Below are 24,314 nucleotides of genomic sequence, written 5' to 3'. Positions count from 1 at the left end.
TCTGTCATTGAAGATCGTCTGGATGCCGCGAACAAGCCGCGGCACGTAGGTATGAGATAAATTGCCAACACCCACCTAATAGCAAAAAAATGTTTAAAAATATACAGGAATAAAAACAATGCTAGTCGACAATGATCAACGAAGCCAAGCCACAAATCCTTCCATATCATTTATCGTACAAGCTCCAGCAGGATCAGGTAAAACTGAAATTCTTACGCAGCGTTATTTGCGATTGTTAGGTACCGTAACTGCCCCCGAGCAAATTGTCGCATTAACGTTCACCCGTAAAGCCGCAAGTGAAATGCGTGAACGTATTGTGTTCGCATTACAACAAGCAGCGAGTAATATAAAAGCCAATACACCCCATCAACAAATGACGCTCGATTTTGCTCGTGCAGCTCTTCAGCGCGATAACCACTTTCAATGGAATTTACTCCATCAGCCAAATCGATTAAAAGTTATTACAATTGACTCTTTATGCCAAAGCATCAATCAGGCAATTCCTCTTTTGGAAAAACAAATTGCTTATTCACAGATTACTGAAAAAGCGAATAGTCATTATTTAAATGCTGGTCGACGCTGTATTCAGTTTGCACTAGCAACACCCGAATATCAAAAAGCGATAAAAACACTCTTGTTGCATGTCGATAATCGTCAGGATCGATTACTTGAATTATTTACTGCACTTCTTTCTCAAAGAGATCAATGGCTAGCTCCCCTCTTTCAAGCACGCACCCAAGAAAAATCAGCTTTTGAACGCGCACTGCGACTCATAGAGCAGCATGAATTAAAGCGGTTCACACAAAGTCTGCCCTCGCATTTGGCTCTTGAGTTAACTCACTGTGCTCGTGAATTGGCAATTATAGAAAATAATCCTCATTCACCACGTTATCCGCTAAAAGATTGGTATGATTTTCAACACACCAATCAAGAGATTGCAACCGCTTTAAGTAAACTCTTGCTTACCGGCGATGCGAATTTTCGCAAAAGTTTTGATCATCACGTTGGATTGCTCAGTAGCTCCTGTGCCCCGGATGAATATAAAAGACTCAAAAATGCCAGCAAAAAATTGCTCAACGAACTCAATGAATATCCTGATTTCCTTGAAGCATTAATTCAAGTCAGCAACTTACCCAAGCCAGAATATGATCCTGAACAATGGGAAGTTCTACAAGCACTCTTTTTGTTACTTCCCCTTCTTGTAGGTCATTTACACGTTTTGTTTAGCGAACAAAACGAAGTTGATTTCACTGCAATATCCCAGCAAGCATTAAGTGCATTAGGTGATGCAGAAAATCCTACCGACTTAGCTTTATATTTAGATCATACGCTTCATCACATTCTGGTTGATGAATTTCAGGATACCTCGATTACCCAGTTTGAATTGTTAACCAAACTTGTCAGTGGATGGCAGGAAGGTGATGGGAAAACTCTTTTTATCGTCGGTGATCCCATGCAATCCATTTACCGTTTTAGACAAGCAGAAGTAGGATTATTCTTTCGCGCCAAAGAACAAGGCATAGGCCCCGTCAAACTCCGATCGCTGCAGTTGTGCTGCAATTTTCGTTCAACACAAGCGATTGTAAATTGGGTAAATAATCAATTCACCAATATCTTCCCCAGGCAAGTTGATATAGAATCTGGTGCAGTTTCATTTCATCCCAGTGTAGATGTCATTCAAGATGAAAAACATAGTGCCATTCACGCCATTCAATTTAAAAATCGGGAACAGGAAGCCAAAAAACTCATAGAAATCATTCAATACGAATTGCAAACCCATCCTGAGCAAACTATGGCTATTCTGGTACGCTCAAGAACTCAACTTGCTGAAATCATTCGCCTCTTGCGTCAACATCAAGTTCCCTATCAGGGTACGGATATCACTTTATTAGCCAATCTAAGCCACTTGCGCGATGTTTGGTCATTAACCCAGGCTTTACTGACACCAGCAAACCGTCTCTCTTGGCTCGCGTTGCTTCATAGTCCTTACTGTGGTTTGGCTTTAAATGATATCCATGCCATAGCTCACTTTAATAAGAAAAAGTCGATTTACTTTGCCTTATTGCATTTAAACAAAATCCAGGGATTAAGCGAAGAAGGCAGAATTCGCGCTAATTTTTTTATACACGTCATGCACAAAGCGCTGGCTCAAAGGTATGAAAGCAGACTCTCAGGTTGGGTCATTCAAACTTTAAAAGAACTACACATCGACTCTATCCTAAACACCAATCAACTCAATGATCTCGAACAATTCTGGACCTTGCTTGACCGCTATGAACAAGACGGTCGTTTACCGGATATGAAAGAGTTTCTCTCTGAACTCAATAAACTCTATTCACAACAAGCAAATCCTTCTTGTTTACACGTCATGACCATTCATAAGTCCAAAGGACTTGAATTTGATACTGTATTTTTACCCGGTTTAGGCGCACAACCTAATCGTGGCGATAATCCAATGTTACGCTGGCTGAACTTACCGACGCAAAAACAAGGCAATTTATTACTCATGTCGCCTATACAAGCTGCACATCAAGAACATTGTGCTTTATATGATTATTTAAGCCAATTAGATGAAGTAAAAAGCCATTATGAGGCACAACGATTACTGTATGTTGCTGTGACTCGAGCAAAGTCACGTTTGTATTTAATGGATCATTCAGAACGATCCTCCAAGGCTTCATTTAAAAATCTTCTTAAGCATCTAGAATTTACTGAAAATGAACCCACGTTCCTTATTGAAGAAAGAAACTCGTCCCTGCCCAAACGCTTAAGTTTGCCGCTTGATTATTACAAAAACAAGGAGTCTGAAGTGTTCCATCTCAATATAAAAACAGAGCCTTCTCCTTTATCAACAAGTATTCCTCGACTCATTGGTATAGTAACTCATCAATTGTTGCAATGGATCTGTGATTATCATCCAAAAACCATAACGGAAATTCCCTGGGGCCTCGCTCATTATGAATTGAGGAAGTTAGGTTTCGATGACAAAACACAACATGAAGCACTATTGAGCATGCGGGGACAAATTGCCCGAATGTTTGAGGATCAAACGGGTTTTTGGATTATTAGCAAGCATGATCGGGAGCAAAACGAATACGAATTATTGGTGGAACAGCAAAATAGACCCATTACTCGCATCATTGATCGTACCTTTGAGGAACAAGGTAAACGCTGGATTATTGATTTCAAAACTGGGAAAGAAGATGAAGCTTCATTGATGAAACACCGACAACAATTACATGAATACGGTTCTTATCTATCAGAGCATACCTCCCTTCCTATCTATTGTGGTATTTATTATCTCCCCAGCAATCATTGGGTTAGTTGGCAATATGAGCATTCTGAACTGACAACTTGAGCACCACAAACAAATTCTATGAAATAATACTACTCTGCGCTATCATTCCTCTTTTGTGTTTTAAGGGCAATCCATGACCACTGAAAATACTGTAATCCACTTGATGAGTACCCTAAAAGATCCATTTCTTGGTCTTACAGGCAAAGAAATGAATTTACAGTGTAGTCTTGAAATAACAAATAATCAGTTGGTCATCAACCTAACTACTGGATTTCCCTGTCGCTTACTTGAAGAAAATTATAAACCCCTATTACTTACTGCATTAGAATCATCATTTCCAAATCAACAGATAGTAATTCACATCAATCAACGAATCAAACCACACAGAACTCAACTCGTTGGCAAAGGCTTGCGTGGAGTTAAAAACACTATTGCTGTAGCTTCAGGAAAAGGGGGCGTGGGAAAATCTACTGTAACCGTCAACTTAGCGACTGCATTAGCCCGCTTGGGTGCACAAGTAGGTATTTTAGATGCTGACATCTACGGTCCAAGCATGCCTTTAATGCTTGGCAAAACTGAACCGGTACAAATCAGTGGTGATCATTATCTTCCTGCAAAAGCGCATGGAATACAAACTATGTCTATTGGCTACCTAACACATGGCGAACAAGCACTTATCTGGCGAGGTCCTATGCTTGCTAAATCACTGATCCAAATGTTGGATATTACCCTTTGGAAGGATCTGGATTATTTGTTTATCGATTTACCGCCTGGAACCGGTGATATTCAATTGACTTTGGTACAAAAAATCCCCCTTACTGCTGCTATAGTAGTGACTACTCCACAAAATGTGGCAACCCTTGATGCACAAAAAGCCCTTACCATGTTTTCTAAAACAGGTATTGATGTACTGGGTATTATAGAAAATATGTCCACGCATATTTGCAGTCAATGCGGACATCAAGAAGCAATTTTTGGTGCAGGTGGAGCAGAAGCGCTTTGTGCCGCACACCAAACCACATTACTCGGACAACTTCCCTTAGATGGACGCATAAGACAAAACTGTGATGAAGGTTCGCCTACTGCGACTCAAGCTCGCGATAAGTTAACAGATACCTTGCTTAAAACAGCGATGAAGAGCGCTATTGAATTGTCTAAAAAACCAATTAATTATGCAGACAAATTCCCCAAAATTGTTGTTGAGTGAATTCTTTGGAGACAGGTATAATCGAGTAAGGCCATCCCTTATTCAACTACAATGCAATGAAGGGTAAAGTCCATTAAAATAATAACAATAAATAAATTGAGCCATGGAACGATTAATAATAATAACACTAAGTATCCTATACTCCTGCCTTGCCTTAGCCAAGTCTTCCTATCAAATTGATTTAATTATATTTGCCCATCCCAATCAAAACCCGGACATGGCCGTTGATGCACCTTTTATTCCCATAAGTGCAAATGCCATATCCTTGAAAGCGGATACAGAAAAATCGGGAAAACCTTATCGTTTGTTATCTCCATCTTCCTCAAGTCTACGCGATGAATATTACCTACTCACTCGAAAATCGCATTACCAAATTTTAGGGCATTACTCATGGAGGCAACCTGCTAATAATCAAAGTAGCGTCGCTTTGCCTGTAGTAGAGCATAATGGCTGGCAAATACAGGGTAAATTAAATGTGATACAAAGTAATTATTATTCTTTTGATGCAGAATTACAGGTATCGCCGCCTAGCAATCCACAATCCTCATTTACTGTATCACAAAAACAACGCCTAAAAGATGGTGTAGTTTATTATCTCGATAATGCTCAGATTGGCATGTTGGTTAAAATTCATAAATTGGGATAAATAGTTTGTAGCCTAAATGCCCCGCTATCTCTTAATCACATTTCTGCCTACGCCCCCACGACTTGTTCGCGGGGACCAGTGTTTTAATGCAGATCTTATGGATCCCGCGAACAAGCTCTGAGAGCTCTACGCAAAATTTGAATGTAACTTTATGTTTTCAAATGAAATATACTCAACTTTCTACGTACCGCGCATAAAGCACGGTACGTGTAGGGAGGTTAAATTCGCGTGGTTCTCTCAGGAACAAGCCGCGAGACATCAGAGTAAAATCGAACTAGTTTTTCAGAGATGTATATAAGATTCAGATGTATTCGTGGAACCCAGTTTTTTTTCACGAAGACCCTAGTTCAGCTGCGTACTCAGTTCCTATCAGTTTATTTTTTCCCTGGAGGAAAAATCTGATCAAATACTGTTGCCCCTCCCTCCACAACATGGTTCATTGCAGTGTTTACATCGGAAGATCTAGAATTAGCCTTGTTTGAAAAAAAGCCCCAAAAACCATTTCCCGATTGTTTGCTTCTGCCTACTTCATGCAGTCCAAATAATGCTGCAGCAGTAAGAGTCAGGGAGGCAAATGGACCTAATCTTCCATAAAAAGGGGACATAAATAAATTTCCAAAACTGATTAATGCACCAGTCTTTAATACTTTTTCAGGATTTATTTGATCTCTAGGCATGCTACTATTTCCTTGATAGGTATTTAAAAAGATACGTATTATGGACGCTTACTTTCACTAGGCATAATTTCGTCAAATATCGCCGCACCGCCAACTGCGATATTTGCCAGAGTATTTTGCACCTCTGTACTTTTATCACCAGTTATGCCCCCAAAAAAAGAATTCATACCATTTATTCCATTTCCAACAGGTCTTCTTTTTTTACCTATCTCATGTGCACCATATAAAAATGCGCCAGTCGCAACAATTGCTGTAGTCAAACCCAATTTTGCATCAACCCAGTACAATGGGGCTAAAATTGTATTTCCAAGCGCCAGTAACGCACCTGTCTTGCCTGCATCATCAATATTGATTTTATCTTGAGCCATATCAATTCCTTGTGATAATTAATTTGAATAATCAGACTATGTGAGCATCAATAAAATTGCAAGCATAAATTTAATACATCATAATGAACAATATTAAACCAAATACAATGTGAATTGAATTCACCCTACCTGCACATTATACTCTCATATAATGGAATCAACCTATGAGCTCATAATGTCTCCAAAAAGTCGAATTATTGATGCGCTCACTTTATGCCTCAAACAAAAATCCAATAAGGATTTTAAATTAAATAAATCAGCAGCTTATACTGGATTGGCTGACTTATATGAACACTATGCTTTGGAGAGTAACCCGGATCAATTTTTTGAAGCATTTGAACAATTATGTAAGATACCTGATAATTATCGACTTGGAGATAATCCAATTTTAGATAATTTTATCATTCAATTGGAAAAAGTTTTTCATCCCCAAAAACCGGAAAAAAAAGTTAGTCGCCCTACCCCATGGTGGCAAATTGAGCGAGAATCCTTGCTTACCATTGCAGAGACGCATTCACCTTGTTATGTATATCATAGCGCAACACAAATAACTCAAGCCAAACAATTACTGAACCTAAAATCAATCGATACTTTGTTTTATGCAATGAAAGCCAACTCCCATCCTTCGATTTTAAAAACATTGGAAAAAGAGAATATTGGTTTTGAATGCGTTTCAATTCAGGAATTAAAGCGAATCTTAGACCTATTTCCAGATATAGACAAAAAAAGAATATTATTTACCCCCAATTTTGCACCAAAAACAGAATATGAATTTGCAATGAATTTAGGGTGTTATGTGACAATAGATAATTTGTATCCTTTAACAAACTGGACTGAACTGTTTCAAAACCGCGATATCATTGTCCGTATCGACCCAGGTGCAGGTGCTGGTCATCACAAACATGTCGTAACAGGGGGAAATGAATCAAAGTTTGGCATTGACCAAAAAGATATAGAACATCTTAAAACCCTGACCCAGGAAAATAATATCCGTATCATTGGCTTACACTCGCATTCAGGAAGCGGGATTCTTACCCCTGAACTTTGGGAACAAACTGCTTTAATGCTCACATCGCTCATTGAGCAATTCCCCAATACTCAATTCATTAACTTAGGCGGCGGTTTAGGGATTGTTGAAAAACCAGGGCAAAAATCTTTGGATCTTCAAAAACTCGATGCACGATTATTGGCAGTAAAATTACATTGCCCTCATTTAAAATTCTGGATGGAACCCGGTCGCTTTTTTGTTGCAGAAAGCGGTGTCATCCTGGCAAAGGTCACTCAATGTAAAGAAAAAGGTAAAGTAAAATTTGTGGGCATTGAAACAGGTATGAATTCACTAATTCGACCCTCCTTATATGGTGCCTACCATGAAATTGTCAACTTAAGTCGATTGCATGAAGAAAAAGCTGGCTTTTCACATGTGGTAGGTCCGATTTGCGAATCAGGAGATACTTTGGGATACGACCGTTTATTACCTGCTACATATGAAGGAGACATCATTTTAATTGCTAACACGGGAGCCTACGGGCACTGTATGAGTTCTCATTACAATTTACGATCACCCGCACATGAAATTATTTTAACAGCGTAAATTATAAATTTTTATATTTTTCTAATCTGAAGCTCTTACCTTTAGCTGAACAATTTTAAATCATTGTGAATTGAATTAAATTAACATGTCATTTATAATCGCAAAATCAAAAAAGAGGGGTAAACTATGCCAAGCCAAGGCAAAATTATTAGCGCAGTAAATCTTTGTCTGAAACAAAAAAATAATATCGATTTTGAATTGAATAAAAAAGGAATTTGTGCCGGACTTGCTGCTTTATATATCAAATATGCTTTAGAAAATAAAACCTCACAATTTTTTTATTTGCTTGATAAGTTGGCTACCCTGCCCAGTACTTATAGTTTTGGTAGCAATAATGCTATTGATCAGTTCATAATCCAAGTTGAAAAAGCATTCCGTACTGAGGAGTTCAGTCATTATGAAATCCTGCAAAGTGATATTGAAAAACTCTTGCACATTGGAAATAAACCGTTAAGAAATGAATTTAATTTAGGACTTATAACGGATGAAGAACACTGGAAAGAAATTTTCAAAAAAATTGCCCGCAATAATCGATCCTATTTAATTTTCAGTAAAAATCATGCAATCGCTTTATCTATCGAAAATGGAAAATATATTTATACTGTTTACGATCCTAATTACAATAGAGAAACAAAAGAATTTGAAACAGTTGATGAATTAATCAAGGAAATTAAAGACTGTTTTGAATATAACGATGATTCTTTTGGTTTGGTAATTCGTGCATTTGCGCATCCCAATGCAACTCCTGAACACTACCCTTCTCATGATGAATTACATCAAATTGCCTTTGTGGGCCAGACAAGTGCAAATTCAAGTTTTTTTGCAGCTTTGGCGCGAGATATCGACACCCTAAAGTACTTATTTCAACAAAATAAAATCAACTACACCAACTTAGGAAAGGAATATTTTCGTCCCGAATTTAATGATTTTTTATTGCAACAACCTAAATCATCCATTTTAAAAAATGCCATCTTGCGAGGAATTCTGCTCACTTTGTTTGGAAATCTTAAAGAAACAGAAAAGCTAATTGCTCATTATCTTCAAACATACTCTACAAGAGAAGAACAAGATGAATTAAAAAATGAACTGCAGAGGCTTCTTAATGAACCAGTAAAAGAACGTTTGTTATTAATGAAAAAAGAGGCAGATTACAGTAAAATATTAAAGTTATTTGATCAGTTAAGTCTCTCTCAAGAACCTAAAAATCAAACAACTTATAACCATTTGCAACTTCTAACTTTTGTTAAAAACGAAATAGATACTGTTACAATAAATCATTTTTTAAGTAAGTTATCTCCAGAACAAATAATAAAACAAATTCAATGTGCTGCCATTGCCAACCAACATCATGTTTTAAATCTGTTAATCAATCAATTAACGACTTCCAAAATTGATCCCACGTCATTCCCTTCCATTTTTAATAAAGAAGTGATCCAAGAAATTAACGTGATTACCCTGAAAAGACTTCTCGAAAATGGGTTTACTGTAGATATTCAAGCCCCAGATTTACTCACGCTATGCATGGAACGTAATGATAAAACTATTTTCGAAATTTATGCACGCGCCTGGGCGGAGCAAACAAAACAGTCTACAATTTGGGAAAATATTGATAAACATGAGTACCAGTTAATTGATTTAAACACTCTCGTAGGTTCAACTAACTTGCTCAATATATTGACTTTCCTGAGAAAAAATGAGCACATCAAAAATGCCTGGAAAGATAATCTTCCTGAAGAAGTGATCAAGGGGGCGCTTACTATTGCCATATTGAACGGCAATAAAGAAATGAGCCTATTTCTTCAGGAGAAACTGGAAGCTAAAAAAAGTCATCTTGAACTGGAAACATTGGAATTTCTCTATAAAAAAGGATTAGCAGAAGAAAACTTATCGATTTTGTCCACACTCGTCCAATTAAATTTCAATGTCTTGCACAACACCCAGGATATACGCGCATTATTCATGTTATGTTTTGATTATGATGACTATTCAATCATCGAAAAGTGTTTTGCAAAAGCGAGTCCTAAGATAAAGCAGCTCCTTTTGGAATACAGTTTAAACTGGAACATTGGGCCTGTAATAACACTTTGCTTGCAAAAAGAACCTCAACTTTTTAATGCGTATCTTAATGATTCAATCACCAATCTTAGAAAACTGACTAAACTCAATAGAGCAATGAATGCGCACCCTCTTCCCCCCGATACGCTTTCATTGAATCTTAATACCTCGGAACAAAAAAAAGCAATCAAGGATTGTTTTAAAAATAAACTTCTCAATCTGGCAAAAACATTATGTAACAAAGTCGTTTGGGAGGAAGATGAACTCGATAAACTTCTTGAAGAGTTAATTCTGGACAAAAATGAAAATGGAATCATATGCTTGCTCCAAAATTTCCCAGCATTGAAGCAAAAACCAAAACTTGTACCCATGCTGGCACAAAATAATTTGTTTAAATCTATAGATTTTTTATTGGCTAAAGATCAAATTGCCATCGAACAAGAATTATCCGAGCAAATTTTTGCTTCAGCTTTAGCCAATAATTATAAAAACTTAGTCGCCCGATTTTTAAAACTAGGAAGAGTAACACCTGATACTCAATTCAAGCGACCTCTTGTAGAATTGCTTAAACAAGCAATAGAAAGAGGCCATGATTCGGTTTTAGAACCATTTATTGAATCCAGCCTTAATTTCGGATTGGATTTCAAAGAATTGTTTCTTTTTAGCTGTGCCCAAAAGCAAGCAAAAATAGCCAATCTGCTGCTTACCAAAGAATTTATTCTGAGTCCCACTGAAAAACAAAGTGCAATTCAACAATTATTTGGCGAGCAAGCTGCTTCCACTCTGTTTGATACAATCTATGCACAAGGTTATGGCAGGCTTTATCAATTAATGTTAAAGACGAATGTACAAAACCCTAGAGCCTCATTACTAAGCTCCATTAAAAATCGAGAACACGATCCTTTATTCCAAAATACTGCGCTGTATTTAAATCCTTTAAAACGCGCGATTAAAGAAAAAAATGGGGAGATATTTAATACCTTGTTTAGGCAAAGTGATCTTCCATGTGAACCCGATGAAAGTATTTTAAATTTTTTAAAAGATCCAGTTCTTTTTGCAAAAGTGTTCCCTTTATTTGAAAAAAAATACGGTCTAAAAAAATTATTAGATGAAGCCTTTAAACAAAAAAAATGGGCGACGTTAGCCAATCTTATTGAGAATAAAGAACTGGCTGATTTGGATGCGAATCTCCAACAGGGTGTTCAAGAGCATGGTATGGATATCATCATGACATACTTGGAAAATCTCGAAGCTCATTATGATAAAACCGACGTCCGTCCACAGCTGTTTAAACTTCTAGCGAACACAAACCCATATATTCTTACTCGATTGGCAGTTCCATATCGGGAGGTAATTCAAAAAACTCTGGAACGTATTGAGTTTAATATGTTAGAAAAGCAACTCGATTTAAACAATCAAATTTATCGTTATACTTTTAACAGTTTGCCATTTAAGCAAGCGCTTGACGAACTGGGTAAAATATTCGAGGAATGCCAAAAAATCATTAAAGAACAGAAAATTGATCTCGCTCAATCCATTGAAAATGCAGGGCTAGTAAGCCATCTGGCGCAAATAAAAAGTATTATGGCAGCACAAGATATTTCTCCAAATTATTTGAGCGAAGAACATGAAGAACTTCTGGAAAAATTGATAGAAAACCCTCGATTTAAACACATTTGTCAATTGGAATTTAAGCTTTACTGCTTACTCAGACAATTCAAAAAACCACTTTCAAGGCAAAGTGAAGAAACTCAAAAAGAATTCAATGCAACAATCAAGTTACTTCGTGAAGCCTTAGCACAAGCAAACTTACCAGAACATTTTGTTTTGCCCGAGATTCAAGGCTATTTCCCACCACCTCCATCCGTGAGTTCACCAAGACTACAAGAGAATAAAGAACTCTTACCCTCTAAATCAGTTGCACGACCCCATCTAGCAACATTGAAAAAAAGATGCACTGCAGCATTAGATTATTATCTACAACATCGTGATCAAACTTTAAGCTTGTTTTCTTATTTTTTTGATTATTATCGTGGACAAACTCGTGCCGAACATTACAGAAACTTAATTCAATTGGCACAAACAGAACAAGAATTATGCCTTATTGAATATGCAATCTTAGTTAATGATGATGGAACTCAATTAAAAAAAGATTTAGTGTCACAACTAAAATTTAAAGATGAACATGCTGCTAAAGAAAATCTCAAAAGAGTTATTCGACATTCTTATGCTAAGGAAGAGTTACCTCACCTTGACGAATTGATTGATTCAATCAATCAAAAAATTAATAAAGATGATACTACAGCTACTCTTACCCTATTCCACGATGAATTAACCTATTTAAAACAAATAAATAATCCCAAAAGTAGTTTGAGCAATCATTCTTTTTTTCATGCTAAAAAGCAAGATTCAGACCCTGGTTTTTGGCAGTGGATTGCAAACTGGCTTGGTTTTGGCAGTTCTATTACCGAGGAAAATAGATTGTCTTTAAGACAATAAACAAATAAAGAAACTATTGTAGCTATGATTACACTGTGCGCTATAACCGTCAAGCGAAGCAAAAAGCAGATGTTGTCCTGCGAAGACAGGAATCCATCCCTGATGGAGCACATTGCCAATATAAAAATAAACCCCCACCTTGCGCAGGCTATGCGTGGCCTCTCGGACGCATATTCAGTCTAATTTTATTTTTTTAGAAAATATTCTCCATGAATAAATTATGCTAGGATGAGACATTATTTACTCTTTGTGATAACCTGATGCAGGACGCACTAAAAAAATTTTTTCAAAAATACCCACAGGCAGAAGCTCCTTTTATGCATGAACAACTCGCTGAATGGAGTGTCACACGTCCTCTGACTGGATTACGGGTGCTCCATCATGTTCCTGTAGTAACGAATACTTTATTAAAAATAGCATGCTTACTTGAAGCAGGCGCTGATGTTACAATCACTAATCCTACAGACTTTTGTTATGCTCATCCGCACGCGGTATCCTCTTTAAACGAAGCAAAAATTCGATACGTAGAAGATCCACGCTCACTTGTCGGGGAAACGTTTGATCTTTATTTTGATTGTGGCGCTCAGCTTTATCAATTTTTGGGAAAACCCCAAATTGGTGCAATCGAATTAACTGGTTCTGGTGATCAGTTTTATCGACAACAAACGCTTAACTTTCCTGTAATTAGTGTTGATCGCACATTGACAAAACAACTCGAAACAGTTTTTGGATGCGCTGAAAGCAGTCATATGGCTCTGGCTCAATTGACAGGAATCAACACGGCAGAAACATCATGGATTATATTTGGTTTTGGAAAAATTGGCCGCGGACTTGCCTATTTTTGCAGTCAAAATAAAGTTCCTGTCGTTGTTGTAGATCCAAATAAAAAACAACGAAATTTGGCCCAAAATTTGGGTATAAAAGCGATTGATCCTCAGGATTTCAGCGAGTTAGAGCGTGCATTAATCGAAGCAAATGTAGTTGTGACCGCAACCGGACAAAAAGCAATTATGAGTGATTATCCTCACTTCTGGTTTAGTGGAAAAATTCTGGCGAATTTAGGCATCTATGATGAGTTTGGCCCTCATTTTAGTGATGAAGAGGTTTTAAATCATAAAATGCCCGTTAATTTTGTACTAAATGATCCCACCCCAATGAAATATATCGATCCGGAATTTTATATCCATAACCTTGTTGCATTAATGTTACTGAAAGAAAAACTAACGCCAGGGGTACATGGAATATCATCAACATTAGATCATAGTATTATTGAGCGCTGGTGTGCCTACCACTCATTTCCCTTAGACAAAATTAATGCCTGGTTGTATTTGTAATCTGCTTTGTAGCCTGGGTGCAGTGCAGCAAAACTCGGGATCAAAGAGTTCACGCCCCCAACCTTGGGTTCCGCTGCGCACCCAATCTACAATAAGTGCTCACGTTTTTTAAAATAAATTTACACTTTCTCCATGATGCTATATATTTCGTCTTTTTTGTCGAAACAGAGTTAATGAATTTATTAGCCTCAACACATTCATGCAAATCCAAAAGAACCACCATATGGTTAGTCGGCGTATTTTTTCTATTATTTCAATTTTTCTTACAATTATCTTCGGGAATTGTTATTGGCGCGATAATGCATGAAAAACACCTTACCGCATTCACTGCCGGCCTATTAAGTAGCGCTTTTTATTATGTCTACACCACAATGCAAATTCCTGTAGGGCTTCTTTTGATCGATTTAATACACGAACCTTAATGTCCTTAAACGCACTCTTATGCGCCCTGGGCTGTTTTTTATTTTCTACAGGATATAACTTATTTGTGTTATTTCTCGGTCGTCTCATTATAGGTGGAGGCTCCGCTTTTGCATTTGTGGGTATGACGCGAATACTACGCCAACATTACCCTCTCAAACAATATGCTTTTATGATTGGGCTCACCGAAACTCTAGGATTTACTGTTACTGTATTTAGCATGATTGGAATGGGATCACAGATAAATCGCATTAGCTGGCATTATTTTCTTGCGGGATCCGGTGCCATTGGTCTTTTAATTGCTGTTTTATGTGCAGCTTTTATTCCCAGTAACAAGCCCGTAATTAATGATTATCAGCAGTATAAAAAATATTTAGTGCTCATGTTAAAAAATAAATTGGTTTGGTTTAATGGATTATTTGTTGGATTAGAGTTTTCTGTCATTACTGTTTTTGCTGCAATGTGGGCCGTTCCTTTTCTCCAGTTAAAATTAAAGTGTTCTCTAGAATGTGCCAGTATTCTTACCTCAATGATCTTACTAGGAGCCGGGTTAAGTTGTCCCATTTATGGTTGGCTCTCCATTCAACTATCTCGGCGCAAACCGCTAATCCATATTTCATGTTTATCAACTGCTATTTTATTCATTCTCGTTCTTTATTTACCAATACAGCACATGCTTCTTGTTGGAGTTATGTTGTTTGCAATTGGACTATGTTGTGGCGCATATATGCTTGCCTTTACCATTGCGAATGAACTGGCACCGCCAGAATCACTCTCTGCCTGCACAGGTTTCACTAATACCTTAGCTATGGCCACTGCTCCCCTACTGCAACCGCTCGTAGGTTATTTACTCGACTATTTCAAAGGCAATACGAATATCCATACTTTAGGTGATTATCAATCTACTCTTTTAATCATCCCAGCTGCGTTAATTATCGCCAGTGTTTTATCACAATTTCTTCCTGAAAAAGAGGCGTGATGGATAATGTTTTGCTTTTCTCTTTTCTTGCTTTTTTAAGGGCAAATTACCTCATGAGAGCGATTTATGCTTAAAAAATAGATGAAGTTATCTCAAAAATCTCACTCTGCTTGCTTTGATTAATAAAACCTTAATAATTTAGCTATAAAATAAGCAAATATTGGTCAGAATGTAGTTATTTTCATATGACAGAAGCCAAGAGAGATCGTCCTAAAAAAGAAATAACCCACTTTGTCGTATTGGGTGATAGCCTTTCCGACGGTAAAAACATGGGTGAAAAGTTTTCTTTTCTAGGCCCATGGATCAACGGATTATGGAAAAAAACATTAGGATTAGATAAGTCTCCTAAAGAACGTTTCACGAATGGTTATACTTGGGCAGATGTGCTTAGAGCTACTCTTATCAGCAAATTCCTTAATGATGATAAAATAAAAAAAGATTCTGCACGTCGTTTTGGAAGATATAACCTGGATAATGCAGATATAGGAGATGATGTTCTTTTTCAACCACCTCAAAAAAAAGATAGATATACTGAGGATGAAATTACCTCAGAAATAAGAGAGGTAAGACGCAAAAAGCGAATAGAGGCTAGAGAAGAAGGACATCTATTTACGACAGAGGAGCCAATAAATCATAGGCATATAGTAGATAATACGGATATAGCTGATGTTGCAATCGCGCATCGACATAAAACGAATGCTCAACGTGAGGTCATTCAGAGAAAAAGGGCACTTTTAAAAGCTCCTGCTCTGCGAGAATCTTCTGATGATATATCTGACCAGGTAATAACAGATCCCCGTTATAGAAAAGACATTGAAGAATATTATTCACTCGATAACGGCCGTACTGCTCAATATAACGGGCAAAATTTCTTTGCCAATTACGCCCAAGGTGGTGCAACATCCCACGATTACAGTTGGAGTGGTCTTTTTCTTTCTCTTCTTTCTCCGTTTACTTCAATAAAGCTTTTTTTCACTCGCTTAATGGTATCCAACTTGACCAAGCAGGTGGATCAATTCTTAGAAGACGTTGAAAAACAAGAAATTTCCGACGAAAAAGAAAAAACCTTGGTTACTGTATTTTCTGGAGCCAATGATTTAATTACAGCTAATGCAGAACCAACAAGAGAAGCAGCTGATCTGGCTATAAAAAGTAACCTTGAGAATATTAAGAAATTAATGGATAAAGGTTATAAAAATATTGTTCTATGTAATTTGCCTGACTTGTCATTAACCCCACGTTTCCAGAATAAGTCTGAATCAGAACGAAATAATGCTCAAAAAATAGTAAAAGATTATAATGATAAATTAGAAAAGAAACTCGAAGAGCTCAAAAAAGATTACCCAAATTGTTCTATCGACCTTTTCGATATTAATGCTGTCTTTACGAAAGTTTATACCGATGTCGAGAAGAATGGTCAACAATCAAAATACGCTCAATTCTTTGACGCCGCAAAACTAAAAGAAGCCTACAAAGATTCACCAGATTATAAGATGAATCCTGATGGAACATCTCCAGGTTCCAAACATATGTTTTGGGATGATGTTCATCCAACCGCCACCATGCATGCCTTGTTGATGTCTGAATTTTACAAAAGTAAAGAAATCCTGGGTCAATACACAATATCAGCGCCAAAAGAGCAAAGCACCAAACATTTGTGCGATATATTTCAACAAAAATATCATGAAAAATTGGACAATACTTGGTTTAAATTTTTGAGTTGGAATAAAGAACTTCCTATTGACTATAGTGAACCAGAAAAAGCACTTATCACCATATTGCGCTATGCACTCGATAAACATAACAAGCAGGCAGACTTGGTACGTGCCGCGATGACCGATTTAGGTTGGTGGGTCAATGATGAGCCTAATATGTGTATTCCTGCTCTAGCCGATGCCATGTGGGTTTTTAACCCTAAATTAGCACAGCAGTTAGAAGCACAATTAGATCCCCATCTAGAACAATCCAAACCTAGTTCGCCTAAAATGATGGTAGGCGCATTAGGGGTAGCACCTCATAAAAAAGCCATTCCTCCTGAGCTTGCTTTGCCCCCTGAAGTAGAGAAAAGATTAGAGAGAATGCAAAAAACTCAAGTACTTCGAGATGATAATGCTAAGGTAGGTTCAACTTTGGATGGCCAAGATCAGGTAATAAGAGATACTTTGACTTTTGTTTGAGGTATTTATTCAACTTGTAGCCTGGATGCAGCGCAGCGGAATCCGGGTTTTAGTAATTCATTCATGTTTCATAAAACCCGGATTCCGCTGCGCTGCATCCAGGCTACATATTTTTATAAATCAAGCACTTAACTTGATATGCTCCATAGCTAATTCAGTACTTTTTAAGAATGATTGCTGAGTAACAAAACAAAAGTCTCCATGACTGTCTTTGGAAAACCCTGCAACTGTATGTGATGATGGATCATTGGCTTTCAGTGTATTAATCAATGTTAAATGCAGTTTAGGCAATCCGATACTCAGCATGCACTGATCATCTTTTAAAGGCTTTAATGAAACAAATTGAGACATTTTGACTTTATTACCCAAAGGATCACGCCAACCTGCAACAGCCGCGCTGGTTGCATCCTTTTCTTTAAGATTTGCAGAGTAAAATCCATTATCATCATTTAAGCGACAAAAAGTAGTACTGATTTCATGTGCGCTTTTCTGCTCATCGTTTAATGCCAATTTGCCAAACCAGGCTTTATTCCCGGTAACAAATTGTTCTTTATCATCAATCTGTAAATGTCCATTAAGCTGGCTTGTCTGTAAAACGGCAAGTTTTACTCCTGGACGCAAGACTAAGGTTTCATTGTCTTTATTTGCTTGCTTTAGCATGTCCACCTTGAAATTAAAACCTTTTTTGTCTGCCGCTTTAACGCCAAAAATCCAACTGTCATTAATTGGATTGAAACGAATAAAAGCATAACCAACATGCCAATCAAGTGGCGTTGATTGTTCTATCTTTTCTTTGCCTTCGTAAAAAAATACCAACTGGTTTGTTTGTCCATCAATTAAAGCGGCTTTAGTTTGGAAATCGAAGCCTTGACGCTGCATTTCAAAAAAATAGCCGTATTTATCCCCACTCTCATTTTTCACCATACCGGAAAAAGTCCAACTCCCGATGGTTGGTTCGATGGATTGTACCGGTTGCGGCATGGGTTCTATTTCAGATGCAAACAATCCTGTACTTGTGTGGAATATTATTAAAAATAAAAAACAGCGAATCCAAGCAAACATAATCAGCAATAACCTTTTAACTGTTGATGTAACCACAATGCGTCCCAAAATGCATCATCCAATACAGCGTCTACAGGCAAATAATGCATGGTGTCCGAACTAAATGATCGGCATTTCACTGCATCTTTTTCCGTCATAATAATAGGTGATTTGGAATAATTCAAATCATCTGGCTTAAACTGATAATGATCAGGATAAGAACAGCTATCGAATTCTATCCCTAATTGCAACAAAGTGGAATAAAAACGTTGAGGGTTACCAATTGCAGCAATCGCTTCCCATTTTCCAGGGAATGTATGTGCATCAATGTCCTCATCCGTACTTAATTTTTTAATTTTTCCAGGTTTTAATTTCATGGGATATGCATTGTTCCACTTGCCTTCATTGACCACAATAAAATCAACTTGTTCCAAGCGCATAGCAGATTCCCTTAGTGGCCCTGCCGGTAAACAAAAACCGTTACCTAATCCTCGGGTCCCGTCAATAACAGCAATTTCAATAGCTCGTCCCATGCGGTAATGCTGTAATCCATCATCGCTAATAATGATTTGGCTTTGATGTTTTTCTAAAAGATAGCGTACAGCCTGGGTTCGTTTGGGTGCAATCACTACAGGGCATTTGGTTTTTTGTGCTAACAGCAAGGGTTCATCGCCAACTTTTAAGGCAGAATCATTGGCTTGAACTTCATAGGGAAATTGCTTTATTGCTGCACCATAGCCACGACTCACAATGCCAACCCTTAACCCCTTTTGTTGTATTCTTTTAGCCAACTCAATAACCAAAGGGGTTTTACCCACTCCTCCAACCGTTATATTGCCAACAACAATGACAGGAACCGGGCAACTTATTTGACTAAACCGTTGCAAAAAATAGCGTCTGGCCGAAACAATCGCGGAATAGACCCAAGACAATGGACGCAATATCCATTGTAACGGATGATGATGACCATACCATAGCTGCTCTAAGAAGGAAGACATCAGGCTAGTGCATCCTCATGAATTGTATCTGAATGTTGTATGCTCTGAAGCTGTGCATAATACCCTTGTAAGTCAAGTAATTCTTGGTGGGTGCCTTGTTCCACAATGCGTCCATGTTGCATCACAATAATCTTATCTGCATGTTTAATCGTCGATAAACGGTGCGCAATGACTATAGTCGTTCGATTTTTCATAACTTCCTCTAAAGCAATTTGTATGTATCGTTCTGACTCACTATCCAACGCAGATGTTGCTTCATCAAGAATTAAAATAGGCGCATTCTTCAAAATGGCCCGAGCAATCGCTATCCTTTGCCGCTGACCACCGGAAAGTAACACACCATTCTCACCAACACATGTATCATAACCTTCGGGTAATCGACTAATGAATTCATCGGCAAAAGCCATTTTAGCGGCTCGTATAATTTGTTGTCGGCTTACATCCGAGCGGCCATATGCTATGTTATTAGCCAAAGTATCATTAAAAAGGGTCACATTTTGACTTACCAAAGCCATTTGCTCACGCAAACTGGCCAAACTTATTTGATTGATGGGGGTATTATCCAAAGTAATCATACCTTGAGTCACTTCATAAAAACGAGGTAATAAACTGGCTATAGTTGTTTTCCCGCTTCCAGAATGACCTACCAATGCAACCGTTTTACCCGCTTCAACAGTAAAATTTACATCATGTAATACACTTTCCCCTTGTCTGTAAGCATAAGATACGTGTTTAAATTCAAGAGCCCCCTGTGCTCTTTGCGACAAAACGATACCCTGCTCTTGCTCTATAGGCAGATCCAACATATTGAATACACTTTCTGCGCCAGCCAAGCCTTTTTGTATTACAGCATTCAGGGTGGTTAGAGTTTTCATCGGTTTAATCAGCTGTATCATTGCTGCAATAATTGCTAAAAAAGAACCTGCAGAAATAATCACTACTGTAGACAATTGAATTGCTGCAGCGATGATTGCTGCAATGCCTATAGCAATAACAATTTGCACTCCAGACACATTGAGTGCCTTACTCGCAGCAACTTTCATATCGTTCTGGCGTGAATGCTCTATAGCCTTACCGAATTTTCCATATTCATAAGCAGCACCGCCAAAAATACGCACTACCCGATAACCTTCAATTGCTTCACTGGCAATTTCAGTCACCTCACCCATTGTTTTTTGTACTTTATGGCTTATCCGCCGCACACGCTTGTTAGTGTAATTTACAATCAAACCAACAAAGGGAATAGTTAATAAAAACATGAGTGATAATTGCCAGCAAATTACCATCATAACGGTGAGAAAACCTATAATTAAACACGTATTTTGGACAATATCTGTTAAGGCATCGGCACTAACCTGAGCTACCTGTTCCACATCATAAAGAATTTTAGAAAGCATTTGTCCTGAAGTTGCTTCATCGTAAAAATCAGCAGGCAAATGAAGAATATGCTTAAAAACTTTTTCCCTTAAAACTTTAACTACTGATCGGGCAACCCAAGTCATGCAATAACTACCCAGTGAACTAACTAGCCCTCTCAAAGTAATCCCTATTAAAACGATATAAGGAATTTTCTTAATAAAATCCATATCAACATTAATAAAGCTTTTATCAAAAAAAGGCCGCATCATGTAGGTAAAACCAGCATCAATCAGAGAATACAAAATATTGGCACAAATACCTAATGCCAGTATGGGCCAAAACGGCTTCACATAAGCTAACAAACGTTTGTATAAAATGCTGGTTTTAACAGAAAGTTTCTTTTTCATGACTCAGTAGTTCAATCGAAACATGGGTTATTGTAACTGTTATTACATGGAAGTGCTAATATTCCCTTAACGCGCCCTATGTAGCCCTGGACGCCGCAGCAGCACCCAGTCTCTTGATCATATCTCTGTCCACCCCCCACGGCTTGTCCGTGGGTCCAGTATTTTAGGGCAGATCTCCCAGATCCAGCGGCCAAGCCTCGGGACGCGGGAATAGGTCTGGACTAGTTTTTCAGCGATGTGTAGAAGATTCAGGTACAGCACGGAGGAGCAGGGGCTCAAATATTCGTTCACATCAAAAAAACAGCTTACCCCTGGACTACGCCTAGGTATCTATTGGCAATAAACCTCATTCCAAGGTCATTTTGATTCGTGTATAAGCACAATGAAATCCTACTTTTTGCACATTACAATCGGACACGCTCCCGGGTTCTGTGGTAACCGTTGCCCAAGATACTCCTTGCTGTTTTGCAGTATTCAATCGAGCCATTAATAATTTTTTTTGTAACCCTTTTCCTCGATAAGCAGGTAAAGTACTGGTAACCCCTAAATCACAAAAATCCCCATGGATGGCAAGTGTTGCCCCAGCCACAATGACATCTTTATCATAAACAGCATAGGCGCTGACTCCGTTAGATCGAACATAACGAAAAAATTGATCTTCGGCTTCAATAGCATCAAAGCCAAGAGCTACCCTTTTGGCCCACTCTCTTGTTTCGCTCGACTTTATTTCTCTAATCGTGAAAGAATCTGCAACGCAATCAAGCAGCTGATATGCTTTTAAATCCAAGATTGAGACATTATTTAATTCACTGATACAATAACCACGCTGACTTAAAAATATGGGGAGTTCATTTCCTACAAAAGGGCATAATTCAATATCTATTCGTTTATGATTTAATGTCCTATAAAATTGTTCTATGCATTCAATTTCAGACTGAAAATGCTTAAATTTCGTATTAAATCCCCACCCTACTACCTGTGACAAGTAAGAATCAAATCCTGAAAAACAGGCAGCACCCCCATTAATTTCCAATATCTTTCCTTGAAGATACTGCTGAGTTACTTCGATATGAGTTTGCTTGATGCAAGACTCCATTTGTGTCGCCAGATCTTTAGTAATACATTTCATCTTAAATATTATTCCATCGAACCTGAGAGAGCCTCACGAATTTTTTTGCCCTACGTATCGCGCTTTATGCGGTATCCAGAGAATCTTACTTTAAAAAAGAACTCAGAAATACTTCAACGCATCGTCCTGGATACCGCGCATAAAGTGCGATACGTAGAAGAGATGAGCACAGAATTCTTTTATCTACTGTTTTATTTTAATCCTTTTGCTACATCATATACCAAACTGGGCCCCTGATAAATCAAACCTGTATACACTTGGATTAATGAAGCACCTGCATCCAACTTTGCCTGTGCACTGCTGCAATTGTCGATGCCCCCTACTCCGATTAAAGTGACATCGTTACCTACGTGTTGTTTTAGCAAGCGCAAACATTGAGTAGATAATTCCCATAAAGGTTTTCCGCTTAGTCCTCCGGTTTCTTCAGCATAGGGTAATTGAATCACTCCAGTTCGAGAGCAAGTAGTATTTGTCGCAATAATACCTTCAATACCATAATTCAAAATCACTTCGGTCATTTGTTTTAATGTTTCTGGATCTTCATCTGGTGATATTTTAACCACTAAGGGAACATGGCGCTGGAGTTTATCAGATAATTTAATTTGTTCCGCCTGAATTTGTGACAATAAATTGGCAAAATACTCTTTCTGTTGTAATTGACGAAGATCGGGAGTATTCGGTGAAGAAATATTGATAGTTACATAAGAAGCATATTCATATACTTTTCTTAAACAATGAATGTAATCATCTGCGGCATGTTCTAACGAAGTATCTTTATTTTTACCAATATTAATGCCCAAGATTCCTTTATATCGTGCTTTTTTTACATAGTTCACCAAAGCATCTACACCCTGGTTATTAAACCCCATGCGATTAATAATCGCATCAGCTTCCGATAACCGAAATAATCGTGGTTTGGGATTGCCGATTTGTGGTCTTGGTGTGACTGTTCCTAATTCAATAAAGGAAAAACCTAATTTGGCCAATGCATCCAAATGTTCTCCGTTTTTATCCAAGCCTGCTGCCAAACCAACAACATGAGGAAATTGTAACCCCAAGGCTGCGGTAGGTTTAGGCTTAGCTTTTTTAAAACAAAACTTAGGTACATAGTGTAAAGCAGATAAACTAAAAGTATGTGCCCGTTCAGGATCCATACTAAAAAGTAAAGGACGTAACATTGAATACATACAAAAAAACCTTTTAACCTTGATGAAGCGACATATTACTCAGACTTACTAAAAATTCCTGGATTACGCTCGCTTCACCCAGGGTTGTAATTTAAAGATCACATTTCTGAGCCCAAACACGTAACATTGCGTTTTCAGACTTATGCAAATGATAATCTACTTCTCTAATTTCCACACCATATCCTTCTTTTTGTAATTCCAGTAATACTGGACCTAAAAACTCAGAGGTCTTACCTTCCATGTCATTTAAGGGAAAAATTCTTACTTCTTTAGCTACTCTTGCTAATTCACGAATTACATTTACATGAAATTCGACCGTTTGATCTTCCAAATCAGCAAATAAATAATTTGCACTTAATGCAAAATCAAAAGAGAAATCAGAATAAGGTAAATGGTAATCTGCTGCACCATAATATCGACCTTCAGCCTTACCCTGTTCATAATCAGCAAAGAATTTTTTCATGCCATTACGACGGTTTTCCAGTAATTGCTCTAAACCTCCAGTGCGACTGAAATCAAATTGATCTTGTTCTCGGCGTACTTCATCTGCCATTTGTGCAAAAATCATAACCGCCTTGGACGATAATGTATCTTTATCCAAAACAAACAATGGATCACAACTTACGGCTTGATGCGCTTCCTGAAACTGTTGGGCGTTTACTGCACTGGGACCACATCCATATTCTAAAATCTTGGAATTCATATCCTCTTGAGACAAATCAAACATCTCACGATACTCATCAACACTATGTCCCCAGAGTACTAATTTACGCATGAATGACTCTCCTAAATAGATAACCTGAAACGCTGAAATTTTGACTTTAACTACCCGTTGGTAGTTTTCCTTGGCTTAAGATTAGGCGATTTTTTAAATCAGGTAAAGGAGCATTTTAAAAACATTCATCCCAGAAAGTGTAAACATCAGGAACAGAGAGTGAC

Annotated in this window: 16 protein-coding genes and 1 pseudogene; 9 read left to right on the top strand and 8 right to left on the bottom strand. The window is 37.7% G+C overall.

Going from position 1 to position 24,314, the window contains the following annotated elements; genetic code table 11:
• The first annotated feature begins 118 nt into the window (after positions 1–118).
• The 3 genes from DY223_RS06530 (at position 119) to DY223_RS06520 (ending at position 5,151) form a co-directional block, all read left to right on the top strand.
• Positions 119–3,358: a UvrD-helicase domain-containing protein gene (locus tag DY223_RS06530; RefSeq protein ID WP_058459165.1), complete on the top strand. Its 3,240-nt coding sequence runs from the start codon at positions 119–121 to the stop codon at positions 3,356–3,358.
• Between the two features lie 73 nt (positions 3,359–3,431).
• On the top strand, positions 3,432–4,505 hold the full coding sequence (gene apbC, locus DY223_RS06525) for an iron-sulfur cluster carrier protein ApbC (protein ID WP_058459164.1): 1,074 nt from the start codon (positions 3,432–3,434) through the stop codon (positions 4,503–4,505).
• Positions 4,506–4,608: 103 nt separating this feature from the next.
• The gene (locus DY223_RS06520; protein WP_058459163.1) at positions 4,609–5,151 is read left to right on the top strand and encodes a CsiV family protein; all 543 of its coding nucleotides are present in this window, start codon (positions 4,609–4,611) and stop codon (positions 5,149–5,151) included.
• Positions 5,152–5,525: 374 nt separating this feature from the next.
• On the opposite strand, the gene DY223_RS06515 is transcribed toward DY223_RS06520, so the two are convergent.
• Both DY223_RS06515 and DY223_RS06510 read right to left on the bottom strand, forming a co-directional pair.
• Positions 5,526–5,828 carry a hypothetical protein gene (locus DY223_RS06515; RefSeq protein WP_058459162.1) on the bottom strand — a complete coding sequence of 101 codons (303 nt, stop codon included), beginning with the start codon at positions 5,826–5,828 and terminating at the stop codon, positions 5,526–5,528.
• A gap of 38 nt (positions 5,829–5,866) precedes the next feature.
• Positions 5,867–6,196, bottom strand: coding sequence for a hypothetical protein (locus DY223_RS06510; RefSeq protein ID WP_058459161.1), 330 nt, complete (start codon positions 6,194–6,196; stop codon positions 5,867–5,869).
• Between the two features lie 454 nt (positions 6,197–6,650).
• Between DY223_RS06510 and lysA the strand changes: the two are divergent.
• The 6 genes and pseudogenes from lysA to DY223_RS06485 form a co-directional block, all read left to right on the top strand.
• Positions 6,651–7,790: pseudogene (lysA, locus tag DY223_RS06505) on the top strand (diaminopimelate decarboxylase); the annotation flags it as partial.
• 126 nt (positions 7,791–7,916) lie between these two features.
• Positions 7,917–12,344: a YopT-type cysteine protease domain-containing protein gene (locus DY223_RS06500; protein WP_058459160.1), complete on the top strand. Its 4,428-nt coding sequence runs from the start codon at positions 7,917–7,919 to the stop codon at positions 12,342–12,344.
• A 260-nt stretch (positions 12,345–12,604) separates the two neighbouring features.
• On the top strand, positions 12,605–13,678 hold the full coding sequence (locus tag DY223_RS06495) for a saccharopine dehydrogenase NADP-binding domain-containing protein (RefSeq protein WP_058459159.1): 1,074 nt from the start codon (positions 12,605–12,607) through the stop codon (positions 13,676–13,678).
• Positions 13,679–13,851: 173 nt separating this feature from the next.
• Positions 13,852–14,100, top strand: a complete 249-nt coding sequence (locus DY223_RS19700; RefSeq protein ID WP_338067149.1) for a hypothetical protein — start codon at positions 13,852–13,854, stop codon at positions 14,098–14,100.
• Positions 14,100–15,077 carry an MFS transporter gene (locus DY223_RS06490; RefSeq protein WP_338067148.1) on the top strand — a complete coding sequence of 326 codons (978 nt, stop codon included), beginning with the start codon at positions 14,100–14,102 and terminating at the stop codon, positions 15,075–15,077. The genes DY223_RS19700 and DY223_RS06490 overlap by 1 nt, the downstream gene beginning before the upstream one ends.
• Positions 15,078–15,262: 185 nt before the next feature.
• Complete coding sequence (locus tag DY223_RS06485) at positions 15,263–17,254, top strand: SGNH/GDSL hydrolase family protein (RefSeq protein WP_058459158.1); 1,992 nt, start codon at positions 15,263–15,265, stop codon at positions 17,252–17,254.
• A gap of 120 nt (positions 17,255–17,374) precedes the next feature.
• Here DY223_RS06485 and DY223_RS06480 read toward each other — a convergent pair whose 3' ends face one another.
• From DY223_RS06480 to DY223_RS06455, 6 genes are all read right to left on the bottom strand, one after another.
• Positions 17,375–18,316, bottom strand: coding sequence for a hypothetical protein (locus DY223_RS06480; protein ID WP_058459157.1), 942 nt, complete (start codon positions 18,314–18,316; stop codon positions 17,375–17,377).
• Between the two features lie 2 nt (positions 18,317–18,318).
• The gene (gene lpxK, locus DY223_RS06475; protein ID WP_058459156.1) at positions 18,319–19,293 is read right to left on the bottom strand and encodes a tetraacyldisaccharide 4'-kinase; all 975 of its coding nucleotides are present in this window, start codon (positions 19,291–19,293) and stop codon (positions 18,319–18,321) included.
• Complete coding sequence (msbA, locus tag DY223_RS06470) at positions 19,293–21,059, bottom strand: lipid A export permease/ATP-binding protein MsbA (RefSeq protein WP_058459155.1); 1,767 nt, start codon at positions 21,057–21,059, stop codon at positions 19,293–19,295. The genes lpxK and msbA overlap by 1 nt, the downstream gene beginning before the upstream one ends.
• Before the next feature lie 346 nt (positions 21,060–21,405).
• On the bottom strand, positions 21,406–22,188 hold the full coding sequence (locus DY223_RS06465) for a GNAT family N-acetyltransferase (protein ID WP_058459154.1): 783 nt from the start codon (positions 22,186–22,188) through the stop codon (positions 21,406–21,408).
• Between the two features lie 191 nt (positions 22,189–22,379).
• The gene (locus tag DY223_RS06460; RefSeq protein WP_058459153.1) at positions 22,380–23,375 is read right to left on the bottom strand and encodes a quinone-dependent dihydroorotate dehydrogenase; all 996 of its coding nucleotides are present in this window, start codon (positions 23,373–23,375) and stop codon (positions 22,380–22,382) included.
• A gap of 91 nt (positions 23,376–23,466) precedes the next feature.
• Positions 23,467–24,150, bottom strand: a complete 684-nt coding sequence (locus DY223_RS06455; RefSeq protein WP_058459152.1) for a hypothetical protein — start codon at positions 24,148–24,150, stop codon at positions 23,467–23,469.
• Positions 24,151–24,314 lie beyond the last annotated feature (164 nt).

Origin of the sequence: Legionella bozemanae (genome assembly GCF_900450575.1) — a bacterium.
Classification (GTDB): domain Bacteria; phylum Pseudomonadota; class Gammaproteobacteria; order Legionellales; family Legionellaceae; genus Legionella; species Legionella bozemanae.
The sequence above is the reverse complement of the archived record's forward strand: the minus strand, read 5'-3'. Positions and strand labels throughout refer to the sequence as shown.